This is a genomic window from Acinetobacter sp. YH01003, from assembly GCF_013420525.1.
GTDB lineage: Bacteria > Pseudomonadota > Gammaproteobacteria > Pseudomonadales > Moraxellaceae > Acinetobacter > Acinetobacter towneri.
The window spans coordinates 588,451-610,045 of record NZ_VOXY01000001.1 but is presented as its reverse complement, the minus strand read 5'-3'; the positions used below and the strand labels follow the sequence as shown (position 1 = coordinate 610,045).

General features: G+C 40.5%; 22 protein-coding genes and 1 pseudogene. 9 read left to right on the top strand and 14 right to left on the bottom strand.

Going from position 1 to position 21,595, the window contains the following annotated elements:
• Positions 1–39: 39 nt before the first annotated feature.
• The 3 genes from FTT70_RS02905 to tkt form a co-directional block, all read right to left on the bottom strand.
• Complete coding sequence (locus FTT70_RS02905; protein WP_180168261.1) at positions 40–480, bottom strand: GNAT family N-acetyltransferase; 441 nt, start codon at positions 478–480, stop codon at positions 40–42.
• Positions 481–701: 221 nt separating this feature from the next.
• Positions 702–917: a hypothetical protein gene (locus tag FTT70_RS02900; protein WP_004976879.1), complete on the bottom strand. Its 216-nt coding sequence runs from the start codon at positions 915–917 to the stop codon at positions 702–704.
• 152 nt (positions 918–1,069) lie between these two features.
• On the bottom strand, positions 1,070–3,058 hold the full coding sequence (tkt, locus tag FTT70_RS02895) for a transketolase (RefSeq protein ID WP_004976881.1): 1,989 nt from the start codon (positions 3,056–3,058) through the stop codon (positions 1,070–1,072).
• A gap of 749 nt (positions 3,059–3,807) precedes the next feature.
• On the opposite strand from tkt, the gene metK reads away from it, so the two are divergent.
• Both metK and FTT70_RS02885 read left to right on the top strand, forming a co-directional pair.
• Entirely contained in the window at positions 3,808–4,974 is a 1,167-nt protein-coding gene (gene metK, locus FTT70_RS02890) for a methionine adenosyltransferase (RefSeq protein WP_004976883.1), read from the top strand.
• Positions 4,975–5,132: 158 nt separating this feature from the next.
• Positions 5,133–5,444: a monooxygenase gene (locus FTT70_RS02885; RefSeq protein ID WP_004976884.1), complete on the top strand. Its 312-nt coding sequence runs from the start codon at positions 5,133–5,135 to the stop codon at positions 5,442–5,444.
• A 152-nt stretch (positions 5,445–5,596) separates the two neighbouring features.
• Here FTT70_RS02885 and FTT70_RS02880 read toward each other — a convergent pair whose 3' ends face one another.
• Entirely contained in the window at positions 5,597–5,827 is a 231-nt protein-coding gene (locus FTT70_RS02880; RefSeq protein ID WP_372238839.1) for a hypothetical protein, read from the bottom strand.
• Positions 5,828–6,142: 315 nt separating this feature from the next.
• On the opposite strand from FTT70_RS02880, the gene FTT70_RS02875 reads away from it, so the two are divergent.
• Positions 6,143–6,352 carry a hypothetical protein gene (locus FTT70_RS02875; RefSeq protein ID WP_154320816.1) on the top strand — a complete coding sequence of 70 codons (210 nt, stop codon included), beginning with the start codon at positions 6,143–6,145 and terminating at the stop codon, positions 6,350–6,352.
• 20 nt (positions 6,353–6,372) lie between these two features.
• On the opposite strand, the gene FTT70_RS02870 is transcribed toward FTT70_RS02875, so the two are convergent.
• From FTT70_RS02870 to FTT70_RS02860, 3 genes are all read right to left on the bottom strand, one after another.
• Positions 6,373–7,008 (bottom strand): LysE family transporter, encoded by a 636-nt coding sequence (locus FTT70_RS02870; RefSeq protein ID WP_004976890.1) that lies wholly within the window; start codon positions 7,006–7,008, stop codon positions 6,373–6,375.
• Between the two features lie 159 nt (positions 7,009–7,167).
• Positions 7,168–7,743, bottom strand: a complete 576-nt coding sequence (locus FTT70_RS02865; RefSeq protein ID WP_004976892.1) for an FxsA family protein — start codon at positions 7,741–7,743, stop codon at positions 7,168–7,170.
• A 168-nt stretch (positions 7,744–7,911) separates the two neighbouring features.
• Positions 7,912–8,295 carry a YkvA family protein gene (locus FTT70_RS02860; protein ID WP_180168260.1) on the bottom strand — a complete coding sequence of 128 codons (384 nt, stop codon included), beginning with the start codon at positions 8,293–8,295 and terminating at the stop codon, positions 7,912–7,914.
• A gap of 200 nt (positions 8,296–8,495) precedes the next feature.
• On the opposite strand from FTT70_RS02860, the gene ruvC reads away from it, so the two are divergent.
• Positions 8,496–9,041 carry a crossover junction endodeoxyribonuclease RuvC gene (ruvC, locus tag FTT70_RS02855; RefSeq protein ID WP_004976895.1) on the top strand — a complete coding sequence of 182 codons (546 nt, stop codon included), beginning with the start codon at positions 8,496–8,498 and terminating at the stop codon, positions 9,039–9,041.
• 24 nt (positions 9,042–9,065) lie between these two features.
• Here ruvC and FTT70_RS02850 read toward each other — a convergent pair whose 3' ends face one another.
• Positions 9,066–10,586, bottom strand: a complete 1,521-nt coding sequence (locus FTT70_RS02850) for an NAD(P)H-hydrate dehydratase (RefSeq protein WP_104851865.1) — start codon at positions 10,584–10,586, stop codon at positions 9,066–9,068.
• Positions 10,587–10,607: 21 nt separating this feature from the next.
• Here FTT70_RS02850 and queG point away from each other — a divergent pair, with 21 nt between their 5' ends.
• Together queG and bioB are read left to right on the top strand one after the other, a co-directional pair.
• Entirely contained in the window at positions 10,608–11,717 is a 1,110-nt protein-coding gene (queG, locus tag FTT70_RS02845; RefSeq protein ID WP_218951307.1) for a tRNA epoxyqueuosine(34) reductase QueG, read from the top strand.
• 279 nt (positions 11,718–11,996) lie between these two features.
• Positions 11,997–12,989, top strand: a complete 993-nt coding sequence (gene bioB, locus FTT70_RS02840) for a biotin synthase BioB (RefSeq protein ID WP_104851863.1) — start codon at positions 11,997–11,999, stop codon at positions 12,987–12,989.
• Positions 12,990–13,074: 85 nt separating this feature from the next.
• Here the strand turns inward: bioB and FTT70_RS02835 are convergent, their stop codons facing one another.
• The 6 genes from FTT70_RS02835 to FTT70_RS02810 form a co-directional block, all read right to left on the bottom strand.
• On the bottom strand, positions 13,075–13,284 hold the full coding sequence (locus FTT70_RS02835) for a hypothetical protein (protein ID WP_004976903.1): 210 nt from the start codon (positions 13,282–13,284) through the stop codon (positions 13,075–13,077).
• A gap of 665 nt (positions 13,285–13,949) precedes the next feature.
• Positions 13,950–14,693, bottom strand: a complete 744-nt coding sequence (locus FTT70_RS02830) for an adenosylcobinamide-GDP ribazoletransferase (protein ID WP_004976907.1) — start codon at positions 14,691–14,693, stop codon at positions 13,950–13,952.
• Entirely contained in the window at positions 14,690–15,295 is a 606-nt protein-coding gene (locus FTT70_RS02825; protein ID WP_131261637.1) for a histidine phosphatase family protein, read from the bottom strand. The genes FTT70_RS02830 and FTT70_RS02825 overlap by 4 nt, the downstream gene beginning before the upstream one ends.
• Positions 15,292–16,350, bottom strand: coding sequence for a nicotinate-nucleotide--dimethylbenzimidazole phosphoribosyltransferase (gene cobT / locus FTT70_RS02820; protein WP_004976913.1), 1,059 nt, complete (start codon positions 16,348–16,350; stop codon positions 15,292–15,294). Before cobT ends, FTT70_RS02825 begins: the two co-directional genes overlap by 4 nt.
• On the bottom strand, positions 16,347–16,868 hold the full coding sequence (cobU, locus tag FTT70_RS02815; RefSeq protein ID WP_096901203.1) for a bifunctional adenosylcobinamide kinase/adenosylcobinamide-phosphate guanylyltransferase: 522 nt from the start codon (positions 16,866–16,868) through the stop codon (positions 16,347–16,349). Before cobU ends, cobT begins: the two co-directional genes overlap by 4 nt.
• Complete coding sequence (locus tag FTT70_RS02810; protein WP_180168259.1) at positions 16,865–17,491, bottom strand: 2'-5' RNA ligase family protein; 627 nt, start codon at positions 17,489–17,491, stop codon at positions 16,865–16,867. Before FTT70_RS02810 ends, cobU begins: the two co-directional genes overlap by 4 nt.
• Before the next feature lie 283 nt (positions 17,492–17,774).
• On the opposite strand from FTT70_RS02810, the gene tehB reads away from it, so the two are divergent.
• The 3 genes and pseudogenes from tehB to FTT70_RS02795 all read left to right on the top strand — a co-directional run bounded on the left by tehB (position 17,775) and on the right by FTT70_RS02795 (position 21,583).
• Positions 17,775–18,641 carry an SAM-dependent methyltransferase TehB gene (tehB, locus tag FTT70_RS02805; protein ID WP_180168258.1) on the top strand — a complete coding sequence of 289 codons (867 nt, stop codon included), beginning with the start codon at positions 17,775–17,777 and terminating at the stop codon, positions 18,639–18,641.
• A 322-nt stretch (positions 18,642–18,963) separates the two neighbouring features.
• Positions 18,964–20,232: an integrase family protein gene (locus FTT70_RS02800; RefSeq protein ID WP_180168257.1), complete on the top strand. Its 1,269-nt coding sequence runs from the start codon at positions 18,964–18,966 to the stop codon at positions 20,230–20,232.
• Positions 20,233–20,361: 129 nt separating this feature from the next.
• A pseudogene (locus FTT70_RS02795) lies at positions 20,362–21,583 on the top strand (IS256 family transposase).
• Positions 21,584–21,595 lie beyond the last annotated feature (12 nt).

Below are 21,595 nucleotides of genomic sequence, written 5' to 3'. Positions count from 1 at the left end.
GACTGAAACGATAAATTTGTAAAAATATGCTTGCTCAATTTACATAGCGACTGTAGGACTTCGATATTGAATAAAACCTGTTCTTTTTGCGACACGATCATACAACTGCCGTGCCTGTAAATTATCTTCATGAGTCAGCCAATATACCCGATCACATTCACGCTGTTGCGCTGTTTGATTCACCTGCTGAATAAGCTGCTGAGCAATTCCCATCCCTCTGTACTCAGGCAAGGTATATAAATCTTGCAAATAGGCATAAGGTTTAAGCGTCCAGCAACTGTCATGTTCAATTACATGCACAATGGCGACAACTTGAGTTTGATATACGGCAGCCAAGCCATAAATATAGGGTCGTTGAGGATCAGTTAGTTTTGACCAAGTCTGTTGTGTCACGTCATCACTGAGTTGCACCCGATAAAATTGCTGATAGCCTTGCCAAAGTGCTTGCCATTGTTCAAACTGAATTCCGCTTAACGGCACAATATCTATTTTTTGACTTAGTTATGCTGTACTTGTGTTGTCTGCATGCTTGGATATTGCCTAATTGTTATATCTTGAAATGCTTGATGATTCACATTGAATATTATGCTTAGGCTATTTTATAAACTATTTTTCAGCAATAAAAAAAGCTTTACCCTACGCATAGAATAAAGCTATTTTTGACGATACACCATTTAATGCACCGCATTCATCGCAATAGATTAAAGCTTCTCAATCAAAATACGATCAACTTGCTTTAAGCCTGATTGCTTTTCATGGTTCTTACGGCGAATTTTGATTTGCTGATCTTCAGCCAAATCCTGTAACAACAACTCTACCGCCACCATAGCTTCAAGTGGTAAATCTTGTCCAATCCACTTTTGCTCACCCGCATCCATTAAAGTGACTTCATCATTAATTTGCTCGTACAAACTCATTTCTCATCTCACTCAATTACACAGAGGTTTATTCACAAACCTGACTTACACTGACAAAATTTGTTGGATCATCACATCGAATACCAAACAAATATGCAAAAATAAAAGACGTCCCTTTGCAGGAACGCCTTTAAAAACACTGGATTAAAAAATTAAGCTGTTAATTCTTTTACTGCAGCAACAACCGCTTCAGTGGTAATGCCAAAGTACTGATACAAGTCTTTTGCAGGTGCAGATTCACCATAAGTTGTCATACCAATAACTTTACCGTCTAAGCCGACAAACTTCCACCAGTAGTCTACATGCGCTGCTTCAACCGCAACACGTGCACGAATATGTGATGGCAATACCGCTTCACGATATGCTGCATCTTGCTTCACAAATTCTTCTGCACACGGCATAGACACAACACGTACACCTTCAAGCTGCGCGTATGCTTCCATTGCCAAGCCCACTTCTGAACCTGTTGCAATAATAATGGCTTTCAATTCACCTTTTTCTTCAGCCAAGACATAACCACCTTTTGCCACGTTCTCAATTTGCGCTTGAGTACGAGTTTGGAATGGCAAGTTTTGACGTGAGAAAATTAAAGCAGTTGGACCTTCGCTGCGTACTAATGCAGATTTCCAAGAAATAGCCGCTTCAACGGTATCTGCTGGACGCCATGTATTTAAGTTTGGCGTACCACGTAAAGATGCAATTTGTTCAATCGGTTGGTGTGTTGGACCATCTTCACCCAAACCAATCGAGTCGTGGGTATACACATGAATCACACGTTGCTTCATTAATGCAGACATACGCACGGCATTACGCGCATATTCCATAAACATTAAGAATGTTGCAACGTAAGGAATGAAACCACCGTGAAGTGCTACACCATTTGCAATAGCAGTCATACCAAACTCACGTACGCCATAATGCACGTAGTTCCCTGCTGCATTGTCCTGAACGCCTTGGCAACCCTTCCAAAGGGTTAAGTTTGAACCTGCCAAGTCTGCAGAACCACCCAATAATTCAGGCAATAATGGGCCAAATGCTTGCAAAGTATTTTGGCTGGCTTTACGCGTTGCAATAGTTTCAGCTTTAGCATTGGTTTCAGCAATAAACGCATCTGCCTGCGCGATGAATTCTGCAGGTAGTTCACCGCTTAAACGGCGTTTAAGTTCTGCAGCTTCCGTTGGATATTTTGCTGCATAGGCATCAAAAGTTGTATTCCATGCTGCTTCTGCTTCTGCACCTTTCGCTTTAGCATCCCAAGCGGCATATACATCTTCAGGAATAACAAATGCTTCATCTGTCCAGCCTAATGCTTGACGCGTCAAAGCGATTTCATCATGGCCTAATGGCGCACCGTGACAGTCTTCTTTACCTTGTTTGTTTGGCGAACCTAAACCAATAACAGTTTTACAAATAATAATAGTCGGTTTTTGCGTTTCAGCTTTTGCTTCAACCGTTGCAGCACGAATTGCATCGGCATCGTGACCATCAACTTTTAAGACTTGCCAGCCGTAAGATAAGAAACGTTGTTCGGTATCGTCAGAGAACCAGCCTTCTACTTCACCATCAATAGAAATGCCGTTGTCATCATAATAAACAACCAGCTTGCCTAAACCTAAAGTACCTGCCAATGAACATGCTTCGTGTGAAACACCTTCCATTAAGCAACCATCACCCAAGAAACAGTAAGTGAAATGGTCTACAACCTGAATATCTTCTTTATTAAATTGTGCAGCCAGTGTTTTTTCTGCTAAAGCAAAACCAACAGCATTGGCAATCCCCTGACCGAGTGGACCAGTGGTGGTTTCAATCCCTGGTGCATAACCTAATTCTGGGTGGCCAGGTGTTTTAGAGTGTAACTGACGGAACGCTTTTAAATCTTCGATTGAAAGATCATAACCTGTTAAATGTAACAACGCATATTGCAACATTGAACCATGACCATTAGACAGTACAAAACGGTCGCGGTTTGCCCATTGTGGATTGGTTGGGTTGTGATTCAAAAATTCACGCCACACCACATCGGCAATATCTGCCATCCCCATCGGTGCACCTGGATGTCCTGAATTTGCTTTTTGCACAGCATCCATTGCCAATACACGAATTGCGTTTGCAATACGACGTTCATTAAGCGGGGTCGTCATAGGTCAGAGTCCACAAAAAATCGTTAAATAGAAGAAGATGAATAGAATTCAAAACAGCCGCTATTCTCTCAAAAAAACGCCTGAGGGGTAAAGCCTATGCAACAATATTTCCGCATTAATTCCCATTCAGGGTATTTTTCGTGCAAATATAAAGACGTTTTCACGTTTATAACAACAAGAAAATAGCTAATTGCCGTGTTAAGCTCTATTCTTGGCAAAATTCTAAAGTATAGATATTTCAATTTATAGACGCAGGATGGAATTGTGATGTCGCTCTTGCAGCAACTCCAATCAAATGCCTAGCAACAAGTTAAAACACAACAGTATTCTGTAGAAATAATAGACAGATTTTAACACATCTTGAATTTTATTCACTTTTCACACAATAAATTGAATCACAGCCATCGTCCAAAATTTTAAAACAGCTTTTGAAAATGCAGCTTGATGCAGATAAAGTCAATTCAAAGTCTTTAAATTACCCATCTACAATATTGTTTTTAAAGATGATTCACCACTTAAAAACAAGGTGCTCCTTAGTTTAAAATTATGACAGCATACTTTAGCCAACATGAATATTTTTGAGTCACAATATAGTCATACCGATACTTTATCTATTTTTTAGCTAAAGATATGCGATAAAAAGTCATTGAATTGAAATAAATTCAGCCAATTTAGTCGTAATGCGCTAGTCCTAAAGTCTAACTCGATGTAACATATTGCGTCTTTTGAATTTAACTGTGATAGGACTTATGCGCGAGTACGCTGTATTTACCTCGGAATCTGTAAGCGAAGGCCATCCAGATAAAATGGCTGACCAAATCAGTGATGCCATTTTGGATGCAATCTTAAAAGAAGACCCTTATGCGCGGGTTGCTTGTGAAACGCTTGTAAAAACGGGTGCGGTTGTACTGGCAGGTGAAATCACAACAACTGCAAATGTCGATTTTGAAGCCGTTGTTCGTCAAACCGTAAATGGCATTGGTTACCATCATTCTGACTTAGGTTTTGATGGTTCAACCTGTGCGGTCATTAACATGATTGGTAAACAATCACCTGAAATTGCACAAGGTGTAGACCGTCAAAAGCCTGAAGATCAAGGCGCAGGTGACCAAGGTTTGATGTTTGGTTACGCCAGCCGTGAAACTGATGTATTAATGCCTGCCCCAATTTCTTACGCACACCGCTTAATGGAAAAGCAAGCTGAATTACGTCGCAGTGGTGCTTTGCCGTGGTTACGCCCAGATGCAAAAAGTCAGGTGACTTTTGCTTATGAAAATGGTGTGCCTGTACGTTTGGACGCGGTGGTGTTATCTACTCAGCACGATCCTGAAATTTCGCAAATTCAGCTTAAAGAAGCGGTAATTGAAGAAATTGTGAAAAAAGTGATTCCTGCAGAAATGTTCCATGCAGACACCAAATTCCACATCAACCCAACAGGTATGTTTGTGATTGGCGGCCCTGTCGGTGACTGCGGTTTAACTGGTCGTAAAATCATTGTCGATACTTACGGCGGCATGGCACGTCATGGTGGCGGTGCATTCTCTGGTAAAGACCCATCTAAAGTTGACCGTTCTGCTGCTTACGCAGGTCGTTATGTTGCAAAGAATATTGTGGCAGCTGGCTTGGCAGACAAATGTGAAATTCAGGTGTCTTATGCTATTGGTGTTGCAGAGCCAACGTCAATTTCAATCAACACCTTCAACACTGCAAAAGTGGCAGATGAGTTGATTATTGCTTTAGTACGTGAACACTTCGATTTACGTCCATACGGCATTACCAACATGTTGAACCTGTTACAACCAATGTATAAACAGACTGCAGCTTATGGCCACTTTGGTCGTCAAGGTTCTGACACTGCATTTACATGGGAAAAAACCGACAAAGTTGAAGCATTAAAAGCCTCTGCAGGTCTGTAATGTAAAACTTTTCAGTTTTATCAAGCTCACTTCGGTGGGCTTTTTTATGCCTAAAATTTAGCTGTCAAACCACAATATACAAAATACGAATATGTTATAGTGAATCATTCCTGAGATTTTTTAAATACTCATCTAAGATAATGATGTAGGAGTTTATTATGGCGGTTATTCTTCAAGTCGATTTCCCTTCTGAAGGCCCATTTGGCGAAAGCATGAGCCAAGCGTACCGTGAACTTGCAGAAAGCATTAACCTAGAAACTGGCATGCTTTGGAAAATTTGGACTGAGAACAGTCAAACACAGGAAGCAGGTGGAATCTATCTGTTTGATCATGCGGCCAATGCTGAACGCTATTTAAAAATGCACACTGCACGTTTAGAAAGTTTTGGCGTGAAGAATATTCGTGGCAAGATTTTTGAGGTGAATGCTGCACTGTCTGCAATCAACCAAGCTGACTTCTTAAGTCGCTAATCTTTTTAAATTGCTCATCCATATTGAAGAATAAAATGGTGAGTCTCTTCAATATTGAAAAAACAGTTGAATAAAATCCTGAGCCATTTAATGATTCAGGATTTTTTGAAATCTTGTATAGACGAAATAAGCGTTAAGCTTGGATGCAGCACTTATTGCGTACGAATCACCTCAAGCACCGATTGTTGCACGGGCACTTCTTGATGATCTTGCAAATAAACATGCACGACTTTAAACACAACGGCTGCTGCCAAGCATGCCAAAATACAGAATAACCAGAAACCATAAGGACTACGAATATTGTGTGAACCACAAGTACCACATTCTTTTTCTGATGATTCCACCACCCGATTGCAACATGCGCAACGATACTGATGATACAGCATAGGTATTCTCCTACTTCACTGTAATTCTTGTTTTTATTGTTACACCATCTACCCTGATGCAGTGTAATTTTGTTTAAGCAACTGTGACACTTTGTAGCCTGCATCCTTTGGATGATTTAACTGACACAATCGCTTGTGAATTAGAATGTCAAAGTTCTGCTATTCGCGCAAATCGTATTTTTGAATAAACAGTCACTTTATCCATCTAAAATAGGTATGCCATGCTAAAATTCTGCATGCTCGATTACTTGAAGTTTAGACTCAAGCTTGGCTTTCAGCACATATTTTTTTATTACACGGAGTAAAGTTAAAGTGGTGCAACTCATTAAAAAAGGTGGCTTGCGAGAACGTGCCAACCGTAGTCGTAAATACCAAGGTTCGGAAAATACCGAAGCAACTTTGCAATCAAACCGTACTTATCAGCCCAATCATTTAGATAAAACTGAAAACACGACTGCAACCGAAATACTGAATGAAAAATCGTCAAACTTGGCTTTGGACAACATCAAATCATCTAACTAATTGGCATCAAAACCTATGTTTTAAAACATACGCAGTGCATCTAACCACAACCACACAGCAAATAATAAAAATAATCCGCCCGAGACCATATCAATATAACTGCCTGAACGCTGATATAACTTTTTCATTTTTGGTGTCGAAAGTAGCAACATAAATAGTGTAAATGTCACAAAAGTTTGGATTGGAATAATAACTGCCAATTGGGCTTTCAAAGATGCACTTGCCGATGAACTCAACGCCAAAGCAAATACACTACTAAAATAAATTAAGGTTTTCGGATTAGATAAATTGGTGAATAGCCCCAATAAAAAGTAGTTTTTTGCGGCTGGAATTTGCACTTGAGTATCATCAAACTGTTTGCGCTGCTGCCAACTATGCCAACCGCCCGACAACATGCCCCATCCCATTTTGGCAAGAAATAAACCGCCTATCAGCATTAAGACTTGCTGAATCCAAGGAAATTGCTGCACCAAAACCGTAAAACCCAATAAGGTCAGCACCACCCACACCACAATCCCTGATGAAATACCCGCAATAATCTGCAAGGTATTACGGCGGGTATTGCTGGCTGCACTTTTGGCAATTAATAAAACATCTGGTCCTGGACTAAGCTGTGCCACAAAATGCAGCGAACAAATGGTGAATAACAAAGACATAAATACATTAGGAGAATTGAAAGTCCGATTATACCTTGTGCAGCAAGAGAATAAATAAGGCTTTAAAATAGGCCTCTCAATATTTGAATATTTACCCAAAAACACACATAAAAAAAACCGAATCAGCACGATTCGGTTTGATATCAAGCATCACCTATATTATTTAGGTGGATTGACATCTTTCATTTCAATTTTTTTCGCATCGGGGGTAATTTCACGTGCTTCACCATCAATAATACTGGAATCACGACCACCACCCTGCTGATTTTGCATGTCTTGCATTTGGCGCATTAAATCTGCAAACGGGTTTTGACCTGCTCCGCCCATGCCATTCATATCGCCCATCATGCCACCCATCATTTGATCCATCATGGCTTGCTGACGTTTCATCATGGCTTTCATCATTGCCGCTTTAAAGGCATTTTGTACGGCAGGAATCATCACCAGCAATGCCAAAACATCGCTAATTAATCCTGGAATCATCAATAAAAAACCCGCAAAAATTTTAGGTAAATTATTGCTCAGCGCAGGATCGGCACTCATCTGCCCCATTTGCATTTGCTGCATTTGTGGCATCACGCCTGCAGAATATTTACGAATCAGGTTCAAACCAATGAAGAAAGCAGCGACAAACCAAAAGAACACGTACCACATGCTCCCCACTAGGTCGCCCACACCAATCCAGACGAAGACTTCAAGAACTAAGCCAATTAGAACAATAAGAAATAATTTCATGAAAATTAATCTAATCTCAACAAAATAAATAAAATGCAGTAACCAAGTGCTTCATCGGGATCAAGCTTTTTTGATTCGCTGTTGTTTCAATATGGGCATTATTGTATTTTTAAAGGTTAAGTCTGTCATTAATATTTTCATCATCACCCAATAACAGACTTAATACGTCTATATATTTAAACGATAAAGATAAAAATACGCGACATAAGCCAATAATAACCACAACGCAATAAAAACTGATGCTGCAATATAACTGCTCGGTTTTTGACTGATCGCATCGGCTTGTAAGCGACAACGCTGCATTACTTCAGCAGGTACTAAACGCAATACCAACATGATGCCCAATGGCACTAAAATCAGGTCATCTAAATAACCCAAAACAGGTATAAAGTCTGGAATTAAATCAATGGGAGAAATGGCATAAGCAGCGACCAACAATGCCAAAAGCTTTGCCATAAACGGCGTTTCAGGATCACGTGCGACAAACCAAACCGCATAAACATTTCGTTTAATTTGCTTCGCCCACTGTTTTAGCCTATCAATCCACTTCATTGCCACTCTCATTTGCTACCGTATATAAAATATACACCTCAAAACTTAAAATAAAATGAAGTCCAAAATTGAAAATGTGGCGTGGGATACATTCCAATGGTTTAAACAGCAGCTTACTGACCGAATGTTTTGAAATTACTCCACACAAAAGAGATTTAAACTCCTATAATTCAACTTGATGTAATTTTTTAAGGCTTGGCATGTCACTTATTATTGGAATCGACCCTGGTTCTCGTCTAACGGGCTACGGCATTATTGAACGTGATGGCGCTAAATTACGTTTTGTAGATGCAGGAACCATTCGTACCGAAACCAGTGAAATGCCTGAACGCTTAAAACGGATTTTTGCAGGGATTGAACGGATTGTGAAATTTCATGGCCCGACTGAAGCTGCAGTTGAACAAGTGTTTATGGCGCAAAACCCAGACTCTGCCTTGAAATTGGGACAGGCTCGTGGTGCAGCGATTGCCGCTTTGGTGAATTTAGATTTACAAGTGGCGGAATATACCGCCCGTCAAATTAAACAATCTGTCGTGGGTTATGGCGCTGCCGATAAAGAACAAGTACAAATGATGGTCATGAAACTATTAAATCTATCCATTAAACCACAACAAGATGCTGCCGATGCTTTGGCTGCTGCAATTTGCCATGCTCATGCATCAGGCAGCATGACCAAATTGGCTGTGCTCAATGCCTTGGGCGGTATGGCTCGCGGGCGCAGTCGCTCAAGCTCCAGACGTCGCTAAATCAGCATCGCCATCGCTTATATTTTACCGATTCACAACCTGATAAATCGCTTGGCTCATGTGCTGTGCCTGTAAACCGCGCATGCCCTGCTGTGCCAATACATCCCCCGCCAAGGCATGTAACATGACAATTTCATGCAATTGAATTTTATGATGAAACTGGGCTTTTAAACTGGCAATCATGCCTGCCAACACATCGCCCATACCACCTGTACCCATACCAGGATTGCCTGCGGTACAAATCCACAATGAACTTGCTTGCGGTTCTGTAGATGCAGCTTGCAAAGTCAAACTACCTGAACCTTTTAACACCCAATCGCCTGCATAGCGTTGCTGCAATTGCTGAATCGCGGCAATACGGTCTGCTTCAATGGCTGCAACCGTAGTATTGAGCAAGGTCGCAGCCTCACCTGAATGTGGTGTGGCATAACTGTTCGGTTTTAGTTGGGCTGGATGATGCGATGAATGCGCTTGTTTCGCCAAAAACCACAAGGCATCGGCATCGTAAACTACTTCTACCTCGGACTGATTTAGTGCGGCAAACCAGTCTGCATAATGCTGTTCTGCCCAAGCATCTCGTCCTAGTCCCATCCCTAAACTCACGGCATCGACCTGTGAAATTAAGTGCTGAATTTCTGCGCCTGTCAGTGCGTCTATATCCCGCAACATTAAATTCGGCGCACGGCTTAATATCGCCACATGATGTTTGGCATGACAGACCACAGTCACTTTCCCTGCACCTGCGCTTGATGCGGCTTCTGCAGCCATCATCACCGCACCACCCATTTGCGCATGTCCGCCCACAATCAACACATGCCCATAACTGCCTTTGTGTCCAAAAGCCTGCCGTGCGGGTAATTGAATCAAATGTGGTGTGAGTTGGGCCAACGCTTTGAGTTCTGCATCGGCTGGAATCAAATCCAGCACATCGACCAGTCCAGTATATTCCTGTGCCTGCCCTGTAAATAACCCTGCTTTCAAACCCAAAGCTGTAAAGGTGTAATCGGCTTTAATTGCACATGGCAATGGCTGCCCCGTGTTGGCATTTAAACCGCTTGGAATATCAACCGCAATTTTTAAACCCGCTTGTTGATTCATTGCGTGAATAAGCGACTGCCACTCATCATTTAAAGGACGATCTAAACCAATACCAAATAATGCATCAATATAGCAGTCATAACTTTGTTGAAATGCAAAACCTTGAATTATATTGACTTGTTCTGTCTGAGCTTCTAAAAAAGCCTGATGTAAATCTGCCGATGAACCGCGTGTTGCGGCATAAATATCGACTTGAAAACCTGCTTGTTTTAAATATTTTGCAGTTAAATAGCCATCGCCTGCGTTATTGCCTTGTCCACAACACACAGCAATTTTTTGTATTGTAGATGGCTGTTTTGCAAAAATTTTGCGAATTTGTAAATGCAGTGTCCACGCCACTTGCTGCATTAAACCGTAAGAACTATTTTGACGGGCAAACCAGCGCTGCTCCCACGCTTGAATACTTTGACTATGATAAACAGGGCTATGGTACACTTGCTGCGGCATTTTCTTCCCTTCTATTTTGTTATGGCAACATCCACCACTTCAGCACATATTTCTCTGCATCAAGACGATCCAGCCGCCTTGAAAGCGTGGATTAAAGCTCAAGCTTTGGCGCTTGGTTTTGCTGATTGTGTCATTGCCAAACCAGATGCTCAAGCAGAATTAGCACGTTTTCAGGAATATTTAAAACGTGGCTATCATGGCGATATGAAGTTTCTGGAAGAAAATTTAGACAAGCGCGCCAATCCCACACTATTAGTCCCGAATACCAAAAGCATTATTTGTGTGCGCATGAATTATTTGGTGGAAACACCACGTCCACGACATATTCCCGATGCACCTAACTCTGCAATTATAGCCCGTTATGCACGTGGACGCGATTATCACAAAGTCATGCGCGGACGCCTAAAAACCCTTGCGACACGTATTCGTGAAAAAGTGGGCGAGTTTGAATCACGCCCCTTTGCCGACTCAGCCCCAATTTTTGAAAAGTCGCTTGCAGAAAGTGCAGGCATGGGTTGGACAGGCAAACACACATTACTAATTCATAAAAAATCTGGGTCTTTTTTTGTATTGGGTGAGCTGTTTACTTCACTAGATTTACCTTTTGATCCACCTGCAACTCCGCATTGCGGTTCTTGCACAGCCTGCATCGACATTTGCCCAACACAGGCCATTGTTGAACCTTATATGTTGGATGCGCGTAAATGTATTGCGTATTTGACCATTGAATATCAAGGGGTGATTCCTGAAGAATTACGCCGTGGCATTGGTAATCGTGTGTTTGGTTGTGATGATTGCCAACTGATTTGCCCGTGGAATAGCTTTGCCCAAGTCACCACGGTGGATGATTTTCATCCTCGACATGCCTTAGATCAGATCAGCTTGCTAGATTTATGGCAATGGGATGAAAGCACGTTTTTAGCCAAAACTGAAGGTAGTCCATTGCGACGTACAGGCTATCAAAGTTTTATGCGTAATATTGCCATCGGGCTTGGTAATGCCCCTTTTTCAGCACAAATTTTACAAATTTTGCAGCAAACGCGAACACAGCATGATGAGATTGTGCAAATCCATATGGATTGGGCGATTCAGGAACAATTGCTTAAACAGCCTAAAATTAAACAAAAATGACCACCAAAATAGTGCGATATTTTAAGTGCAGTTTTCTTGCCAATTTATGCAAATAACTAAATTTTAGCAACCAATTCATCACAAAAATAATAATCCATAAAATTTAATTTTGCAGCGAAATATCAGAAAAATTGCTTAAGTTTGCAACTAAATAGACTGCATGATTTTAATTCTATTCTGTCGAATATTTGCCACGAAATTGGGAGATTATGCCTTTCTGATTCAAACTATTTGTGTATGATACAGACTATGAATAATAGGGATGATGGACTTTTACTTATGTCAGTACGCAATGATTGGACTCGAGAAGAAATTCAGCAGTTATATGAACAGCCTTTTCTGGATTTAGTCTTTGAAGCACAGCGTGTGCATCGCCAACATTTTGCTGCCAATACTGTACAAGTCAGTACCTTATTGTCGATTAAAACAGGTAAATGCCCTGAGGACTGCAAATATTGCTCGCAGTCTGCGCATTATGATTCACAGCTTGAAGCTGAAAAACGTATTGCAGTGGATAAAGTCATTCAAGAAGCTAAAGAAGCCTTAGCATCAGGTTCTTCACGCTTTTGTATGGGTGCTGCATGGCGTAATCCGCATGAACGCGATATGCCGTATGTTCTAGAAATGGTACGTGAAGTCAAAGCATTGGGCTTAGAAACTTGCATGACTTTAGGGATGTTGAATCAATCTCAAGCAGAACGCTTAAAAGATGCAGGTTTGGATTATTACAACCACAACCTAGACACATCGCGTGAGTATTATCCCAATGTGATTAGTACTCGCAGCTTTGATGACCGCTTAAATACTTTAGATATTGTGCGTCAAACAGGTATGAAAGTGTGTAGTGGCGGTATTGTCGGTTTAGGTGAAGATACCCAAGACCGTATTGGTTTGTTACATGAATTGGCGACTTTACCGTTACACCCTGAATCTGTGCCAATCAATATGTTAGTTCCGATTGAAGGTACACCACTGGCTGAAGTCGAAAAGCTAGATGTGATTGAATGGATTCGTACTATTGCAGTTGCACGTATTATCATGCCAAACAGCTATATTCGTTTGTCTGCAGGGCGTGAATCGTTGTCTGATTCAGATCAGGCATTGGCATTTATGGCAGGTGCGAACTCGTTATTCTCAGGTGAAAAACTTTTAACTACACCAAACGCAGGCGAAGGCAAAGACAAACAATTGTTCCAAAAGTTAGGCTTAGTGCCTGAACGTGCTAAACCAACGGTTTCTGAATTGTCGGTAGATGCGATGGCAATGGCTTAAAGTTTTAGCATCCATCCAAATGTACAAAGTCCCGCAAAGGGACTTTGTTTTTTATGCAGCAAAATAAGTTTATGCGGCAATGCTTTTAAGAGGTGATTAAAATTCCGTAACTGGCATTTAAATACTGCCCTGTTTTAATAATATCTACCCCGTTGGCATGTTCTACCGTCAGTTGTTGCTGAATCGCATCATAATAAAACCGATCATAACAGTCCTGATGATGCAGCAACCACGTCAAAGTATCTGCTAGATTGTCATCTACAATATACGTTTTTTCTTGAAAGTTTTTAGCCATAAATACGGTCAGTTCAATATTTCTAGGTACTGGATTTTAAGCGGAATACCTTGTGGGATAAAGTGTGCGGAGGATAGAAAATTTAATTGTGCACTTGTATAAATCAAACTTCGTATAGCATGAGAAGTCTCCCCACCAAAAGAGGTGGGAATGATATATGTAGTTTTGAAGATGGATAAGTGCAGTCTAATCTATACATGCAGGCAAGACTAAGCAAAATATTCAGGCTATTAGCCTAAAATAAAAAAGTGAGTCATAAAGACTCACTTGGTTTTAATACAGATTCAATACTTAACATTATTGTGTCTTAGAATCCCCACACTTACGACACTCTAAATGCGCCCCGATTTCTTCCATTGCGTCATATTCATAAATATGGATACAGAAAATTTGCTTTAACAGTTTGATCATAAATGACATTCCTTTTGATTTTTATACATCACGTTTGTGATCTCATCCTGAGATACAAATGCCATCAAGGCTGATTGACATAAACTACTATTATCATATTTAAAAAAAATAGCAAATCTAATTTAGGAACTTTCCGACAAATGACAAATTCATCTGCATACTTGCTGAAATTGAGTGCATAAATAGCTGTAAATTCATTCGCTTATATTATTTCAATTTTCAGCGCACTCGAAACAAGAAAAACTGCTCAAAAGCTAATTTATTAAAAACCAAAGAATCGCAATAGCCAATAACATCATGCTTTCTGTTATTTCAATACTCGCACCAACGGTATCGCCCGTAATTCCACCTAAACGCTGCATAAATTTATATCGCAAATACAAGGTGCTAAGGATAAAAGTCAGAACGGTCACCAAACCCACCCATCCCCAAAGCACTCCTGCAAGCAAGGTCAATGCGATCACAATTTTTGTGCCTGTTTTAGGCAAATGTGCCTGAATAGCAGTGCCTAAACCATTGGCACGTAAATAAGGCGTGCTTAAAAATAAAACCAAAGCGCTTAATCGTCCCAATACGGGTACAAACAGCAAAAATGCCAAATACTGTTGTTCGAGCAATACATACAACGCAGACCATTTTAATAAACAGCAGATCAGTAAGCTCAATACTCCAATCGGGCCGCTGCTTGGGTCTTTCATGATGTTTAAGCTACGTTCAGGATCACCAAAACCGCCGACCCATGCATCGGCAGTATCCGCCAGTCCATCTAAATGTAAACCACCTGTCAGCCAAATCCAGAGCACTAAAATTAAGCTGCTACTCAGAACCAAAGGCAAGAATTGCAATAAATGCGCCATCCCCCACAGCGCAGCTCCAATTAGTAAGCCAACGAGCGGATAAAACAGCAGTGATTGTGCATTTTGCGCTGCAGTTGGCATCTGTTTTAAAGAAACAGGAAAAGTGCTCAGGAATTGCAAGGCAATCCAAAAAGGTGTCATGTTTGCCCCTGCATGCAAATGTTGCCATTGGGATGTAACTGGAATGAACTCAATTGCCCCAACGCTGCAGACATTTTTAAAATATCGTCTAAAGATTTTTTCTGCGCCAATACTTTGAGCAATTTAATTACCCCGCCATGCGTGACCAATAACACACGTTTAGGTTGTTGCTCGAGTTGTTGTAAATATTGGTTGAGATCGGACAGACCTTGCAAAACGCGCTGCTGAAAATTTAGCAAAGATTCTGCTTGTGGCGGACTAAATTGGGTCGGTGTCATCCAAAATTTAGCTAAATCTTCAGGGTATTGTTCATATAAGGTTTGAGTGGAAATAGCTTCCCATGCACCAAAATGCATTTCCTGAAATTGTGCATCAATATACAGTGGCAATTGCTGTGCTTGCGCAAAGGTCTGAGCAACCTGCAGACAACGCTGTAAAGGTGAACTTGCCACAACATCCCATCGCTGTCCTGTAGCTATTGCCGTGTTTAAAGTCTGCTGCATGTCTTGCCAACCTTTTAAAGTCAAAGCATCATCGGTTGAGCCACGCAAAGTATGACCCAATTCTGTTTCGCCATGTCTTAATAGGTCTAGCATGATCATAAAGATACTTTCTCACCAATAACCGCAGCTTCGGCAAAAGTCGCCATTTGATTATGCAAGGCACAGGCCAGTTGGATAATGCCCAATGCCGCGCCCGCACCGCTGCCCTCACCTAAGCGTAAATTTAGATGCAGCAAGGCTTGTGCACCTAATGCTTCTAATAAGCGACGATGTCCATATTCAGCCGATTGATGCCCAAACAACATCCATTCTCGGACTTGAGGATTTAAACGCACTGCAACTAATGCAGCAGCACTGCTGATAAAACCATCCACCACCATCGGCAAGCCCAACTGCGCACAGCGAATATACGCGCCCACCATTGCAGCGACCTCCAATCCACCAACTGCACATAAGGCTTTAAAAGCATCATCTTGCACATAGTTCTGATGTAGAGCTAAAGCAGCATCAATCACCTGTTTTTTATGTTGCAATTGTGCAGTGTCAATTCCTGTGCCTATGCCAGTCAAGGCTTCAGCAGGTTCTTGTAATAAAAAGCAAGACAAGGCTGATGCCGAACAGGTATTTCCAATACCCATTTCACCTGCGACATAAATCGAGGCCTGCTGTGCGATGGCATCTTCCACACTTTGACGTCCAAGTGCCATCGCATCTGCACACGCTTGTTCAGTCATGGCGCGGGTTTTAGCAAAATTCGCTGTGCCTGCACGAATACAATGCCGCTCTACTCCTGCATATTCATACGCTTCCCCGACCGAGCCGCAATCCACCACTTGTAAATGCGCCTGATATTGTCGGGCGATGACGCTGATACATGCCCCACCTGTGGCAAAATTTTGTAGCATTTGCCGAGTCACGGCTTGGGGATAGGCGGAAATATTTTCTTCCATCACGCCATGATCGCCTGCGAAAATACATATCCACGGACGTTCAATATTCGGCTGCGTTGTTCCTTGCAAAGCCGCCAGTTGAATCGCAATATTTTCCAATGCTGCCAATGAACCTGTTGGTTTGGTCAATTGAAGTTGTCGTGCAATTGCCTGTTGTTTCATCTGTTCATTTGGCTTTTGACACGCTGCAAACCACCAAGTCATTTCTTCTCTCCTTTTAAAAGCATTGGAAAACCTGCGACACAGAACTGCACTTTGTCTGCAATTTGTCCCAATTGCTGATGTAATCGCCCTGTTTCATCGACAAATTTTCGGGTTATTTCGCCCATCGGTACAACGCCCAAACCTGTTTCATTGCTCACTAAAATAATATCGGCTTGCAACTGAGGTAAAACTTCGAGCAATGCTGAAATTTGTTGTTCGGCAAAGCTTTCTGCAGATTGCATCAACAAATTACTCATCCACAAGGTCAGACAATCTACTAAAATCACAGCATTCGGATGATCCAGCATCTTTAACTGCTCCGCCAAATACAAAGGCTCTTCGCACAATTGCCAAGTCTGCGGACGCTGTTGTTGATGATGCTGAATCCGCGCCTGCATTTCTGCATCGCCCGCTTGTGCAGTTGCTACATAAATGACGGATTTGCCAAGTTGCTGCGCGGTTTGCTCAGCCATACGGCTTTTACCCGAACGCGCACCGCCCAAAATAAGTTGAATCACATGTGCTCCAAAGGAAATTGATGCGTGCTAAATAGCTGACCTTGTAAAGTGTGTGCCTGATAATAACCAAAATTTAAATGATGGATATCTAAATCGAAATATTGCACGGGGAGATTTTGAATACGCTGCAAAATCAAATTGGTTGAACACGCTGTTTGATATAAACCCAAAGTAATATGTGGATGATACTGTAAAGCTGCGATTTCAGCCCCGCCTACGCTAAGTGCCTGACGTATGTGTGCCAGTTGCTGTGATTGGTCCCGCACCTTTACAAATAAAGCACTATCAAAGCTATTAATGCCACCCACTTTTAGTTGAAAAGGCTTGAGTTGCATCTGCCGTAAGGCCTGAACTTGTTGTTGAAACTGTGATTCGAGAAAGTCATCTTCCCAATATTTTTTTGCTGCATAAAATCCACAAATATATAAAGTTATATGAAACTGACGTGTATTTGGGCGAAATAACACGTCTGAAAATTGCTGTTTTAATTCTTTTAAATAGCGCTCTAAATCTAGATTTTGAACAGTCAAATACCAAAGTGCATAACGCTCACGCCCACGATGCCATTCAGGATAATCGTGCTGCTCTGTTGGAATAACGTACTGATTGGCTTGAATAAACACGGAATAATTCAATGAATTTAAACGGCTTATGGTAAAACATTCACAACTGAATAGACATGAAAATCATACAATTTATGGTGAATATTTTTTCAGTTTAGTATTTTTAGCGGTAATCCCCCCCTAAAAATAATTTTAGTTTTAATGAGATGGATAAAATTCATAAGATGGCTGAAACAGGTCTGCAATGTTATGCTGAAATGAAGATGATATTTTCTAATCTACATAAGACATTACATTAATGTGAAGTTATATCCCATCAGGATCGGTACAACTGGAGTTTATGATGCAACAAGAATTGATCTGTTATAAGCAACTTCCAATTTGGAATTATGACTCAATTCCACAAGGGTTCAAAAAACAACACAATACCCAAGTCGGCACATGGGCAAAGTTGACTATTTTAAAAGGCGAATTGCATTTTTCGATGCTGCAAGAATCTGGCGAAGTACAATCTGAGCATATTTTTTCTGTGGAAAATCAACCACCTTTTATTGAACCACAAGTGTGGCATAAAATTGTATCTGCCAGTGATGATATTGAATGTCAGCTCAGTTTTTATTGTTTGCCTCAAGATTATTTTGTTAAAAAATACAAATTAAGCCCAACACATTCTGAAATTTTAGAGGCGCTTCCGCAGTTAAACGCGGGTAAAGCTTTGGATGTTGGCTGTGGTACAGGCCGAAATGCGCTATATTTGAGCCAAAATGGTTTTCAAGTGGATGCTTGGGATGTGAACCCAGTGAGTATCCAAAAATTAAATGAAATTATTGCTGCAGAACAGATTTCATCTATTCAAACTGCTGTTCGGGATTTCAATCAGGATGCCACTATTACTGGTGAATATGACTTCATCAACTGTATCGTAGTAATGATGTTTTTGGCGCCTGAAACCATTCCTACGCTTATTCAGCACATGCAGCAAGCGACCAAACCACAAGGCTTTAACTTAATTGTTTGCGCGATGGATACTGAAGATTACCCCGTGCAACAAGACTTCCCTTTTAGTTTTAAAGCGGGTGAGTTAAGTGCATATTATGCTGATTGGGATATTGTGAAATACAATGAAAATGTCGGTGAGTTGCACCGCACAGATGCAGATGGCAATCGCATTAAACAGCGTTTTGCGACGTTGTTGGCGAGGAAGAAGTAGATGTGCAAGTGGAATCTTAAATGAATAAGCTTTTGAGCTGCTCACAGACTACATTTCAATTGCTTACATAAAGCTTAAAATAAAAAACCACTTAGGATTAGTACACCTATGTGGTTGTTTTATATGGTGGGCCCAGACAGACTTGAACTGTCGACCAACGGATTATGAGTCCGTTAATATAAAGATTAAAAATCAAAAAGATATAACTATTAAATTAATATTATCATATACTTATTTAATTTACAAAGTTTACTATTCACTCTTTTTGTTGATTAATATATATTGATTTTGCTTACTACTTGCTTACCAGACGCTTACTAGAATGAAACTAACAAAACCCACAATTGATAAAATTGATTGCTCAGACCAAACTAAACCAACTTTCTTTTGGGATGAGAAAACACCTGGATTTGGTGTTAAAGTTACACCTAAAAATAATAAAAGCTACATTTTCCAAGGTCGTATTGGTCTTCAAAACCGTCGTATCAAAATTGGTGACGTTGATATATGGAAATTAGATGATGCTCGTAAATATGCACAAGAATTGGCGATTATGTGCCACAAAGGGATTGACCCATTAATCGAGCGTAAGAAAGCTTTAGCTGATAATAAAGAACTGCTAAAACAAGAAAAGCGTAAAACTATTAAATTTAAAGATGTATGGTTTGAATATTTAAAAGCAAGACAACCTAATTGGCGACCAAGAAGCTATCAGGATCATATCGAATTATCTAGGGGTGGTTACAATCCTGAAAAAAATAGTGTTTATGCTAATCAACCCATTTTTCAACTGTTTGAGTACAAACTTTCTGAATTAACTGCAGATGTATTATGCGATTGGCTTGATCACAATGACTTCCGTCCAACAACATCAGCTAAAGCATACAGACTTACACGAGCTTTCCTGAATTGGTGTGAGGAACACGAGGATTATGAAAACTTAGTGCCTCCAAAATCATACAACTCAAAAAAAGTTAAAGATAAAGTCCCTTCCCCAAAAGCCAAGAATGATTGTTTGATGAAACAGCATCTAAAACCATGGTTTGAAGAGGTAAATAAGTTAACTAATAGAAAAATAGCGATTTTTTTGATATGTAGTTTAATCACTGGTTGCAGAAAGAATGAGCTGCTTTCATTAAAATGGACAGATGTCGATTTTCGTTGGAAAACAGCAAAAGTCAGAGATAAAATTGAAGATGAAGGTCGCCTAATCCCTTTGACGGCATATGTTGAAAGCCTATTTTTAGAACTAAGGAAAAATTCTGATTCTAAATTCATATTTAGCAGTAAGGGTGCTGAATGTGGTCATATTGTCAATCCTTACGATAGCTTAGAGAAAATATGTAAAAAACTAAATATTGAACTTACACCCCATGGATTGAGAAGGTCATATAAAACATTAGCTATATGGGCAAAAATCAATGAAGGATCTTTAGCACAGATATCAGGTCATAAACCAAGTGCATTAGTTGAAAGACACTATATCGTACGACCTATGGATATGCTACGAGAAACACTGCAAGAATATGAGGACTGGATTTTGCAACAAGTGCGAAATGGCATTAATGAGAGTGTAAATAATTCTGTGTAAATACAGTTTTAAAGATACTTGGTTACACGCTATTCAAACGAGGGCGTTCAAAATTGAGACTGTAAATAAAACTGTGTAAACGCTTAAACTATCCCTCAACGCTGTTGGGGGGCAACACAGGTGTTTACCATGAAAGATGAAGCAATGCTGGCATTGGCAAAAGAATTTGCTAAGAACTTAAAAACAGAAGCTGACCTGAATAATTTCAGTAAAGCTTTAAAGAAACTCACCGTTGAAACTGCACTCAATGCTGAACTGACTGAACATTTAGGCTATGAGAAGAATAGTCCTCGTATAGGCAAAAATACACGTAATGGCTATACAACCAAACGGCTATTTACTGATGATGGTGAATTTGAACTAGACACGCCTAGAGATCGTGATGGCACTTTTGAGCCCCAGTTGATCAAGAAGATGAGAAGCAGCGCTTCGCAAGGCGTATCACACAAATGGATAGCCAAATCCTATCCCTATACGCCAAAGGCATGACGACACGAGATATTGTTGCCACATTCAAGGAAATGTACGATGCGGACGTCTCCCCAACGCTTATTTCCAAAGTGACGGATGCAGTTAAAGAACAAGTAATAGAATGGCAAAATCGACCATTGGATGCCCTTTATCCTATTGTCTATATGGATTGTATCGTCGTGAAAGTGCGTCAAGATAGTACGATTATTAACAAAGCGGTGTATCTGGCATTAGGTGTCAATACAGACGGACAGAAAGACTTATTAGGTATGTGGATGTCAAAAAAAAAGGTTCTAAATTTTGGCTCTCAGTCCTTACAGAACTGAAAAATCGTGGGTTAAAGGATATTCTGATTGCCTGCGTAGATGGACTGAAGGGCTTTCCTGATGCAATCAATACAATTTACCCTGATACGCATATTCAGTTGTGTATCATCCACATGGTACGCAACAACCTTAAATATGTGAGTTGGAAAGACTACAAAGCTGTCACAGCCGATTTAAAAAAGATATATCAAGCTGTTACAGAAGACGCAGCCTTACAGGCTTTAGATGAATTTGGACAAAAATGGGATGAGAAGTATCCTCAAATCAGCAAGTCATGGCTTGCCAACTGGTCGAATCTAAACACGTTTTTCGCTTATTCTATGGATATTCGCAAAGCGATTTACACGACCAATGCGATTGAATCATTGAACAGCGTTATCCGCCATGCAACCAAGAAAAGAAAAATCTTCCCAACTGATGATTCCGTGAAAAAGGTGGTATATTTAGCAATTATGGCAGCAAGCAAAAAATGGACGATGCCTATTCAGAATTGGAAAGCTGCCATGAATCGCTTTAGTATCATGTTTGAAGAGCGTGTAACCAAGTATTTTTAAAACTGTATTTAC

Coding starts and splice junctions, on each gene's coding strand:
- FTT70_RS02800 (WP_180168257.1), top strand. CDS start 18,964: ATGAAACTAACAAAACCCACAATTGATAAAATTGATTGCTCAGACCAA.
- cobT (WP_004976913.1), bottom strand. CDS start 16,350: ATGACTTGGTGGTTTGCAGCGTGTCAAAAGCCAAATGAACAGATGAAA.
- ruvC (WP_004976895.1), top strand. CDS start 8,496: ATGTCACTTATTATTGGAATCGACCCTGGTTCTCGTCTAACGGGCTAC.
- tkt (WP_004976881.1), bottom strand. CDS start 3,058: ATGACGACCCCGCTTAATGAACGTCGTATTGCAAACGCAATTCGTGTA.
- FTT70_RS02830 (WP_004976907.1), bottom strand. CDS start 14,693: ATGACACCTTTTTGGATTGCCTTGCAATTCCTGAGCACTTTTCCTGTT.
- FTT70_RS02900 (WP_004976879.1), bottom strand. CDS start 917: ATGAGTTTGTACGAGCAAATTAATGATGAAGTCACTTTAATGGATGCG.
- bioB (WP_104851863.1), top strand. CDS start 11,997: ATGTCAGTACGCAATGATTGGACTCGAGAAGAAATTCAGCAGTTATAT.
- FTT70_RS02885 (WP_004976884.1), top strand. CDS start 5,133: ATGGCGGTTATTCTTCAAGTCGATTTCCCTTCTGAAGGCCCATTTGGC.
- FTT70_RS02860 (WP_180168260.1), bottom strand. CDS start 8,295: ATGAAGTGGATTGATAGGCTAAAACAGTGGGCGAAGCAAATTAAACGA.
- tehB (WP_180168258.1), top strand. CDS start 17,775: ATGCAACAAGAATTGATCTGTTATAAGCAACTTCCAATTTGGAATTAT.
- FTT70_RS02850 (WP_104851865.1), bottom strand. CDS start 10,586: ATGCCGCAGCAAGTGTACCATAGCCCTGTTTATCATAGTCAAAGTATT.
- queG (WP_218951307.1), top strand. CDS start 10,608: ATGGCAACATCCACCACTTCAGCACATATTTCTCTGCATCAAGACGAT.
- FTT70_RS02865 (WP_004976892.1), bottom strand. CDS start 7,743: ATGAAATTATTTCTTATTGTTCTAATTGGCTTAGTTCTTGAAGTCTTC.
- FTT70_RS02835 (WP_004976903.1), bottom strand. CDS start 13,284: ATGGCTAAAAACTTTCAAGAAAAAACGTATATTGTAGATGACAATCTA.
- metK (WP_004976883.1), top strand. CDS start 3,808: ATGCGCGAGTACGCTGTATTTACCTCGGAATCTGTAAGCGAAGGCCAT.
- FTT70_RS02825 (WP_131261637.1), bottom strand. CDS start 15,295: ATGATCATGCTAGACCTATTAAGACATGGCGAAACAGAATTGGGTCAT.
- FTT70_RS02870 (WP_004976890.1), bottom strand. CDS start 7,008: ATGTCTTTGTTATTCACCATTTGTTCGCTGCATTTTGTGGCACAGCTT.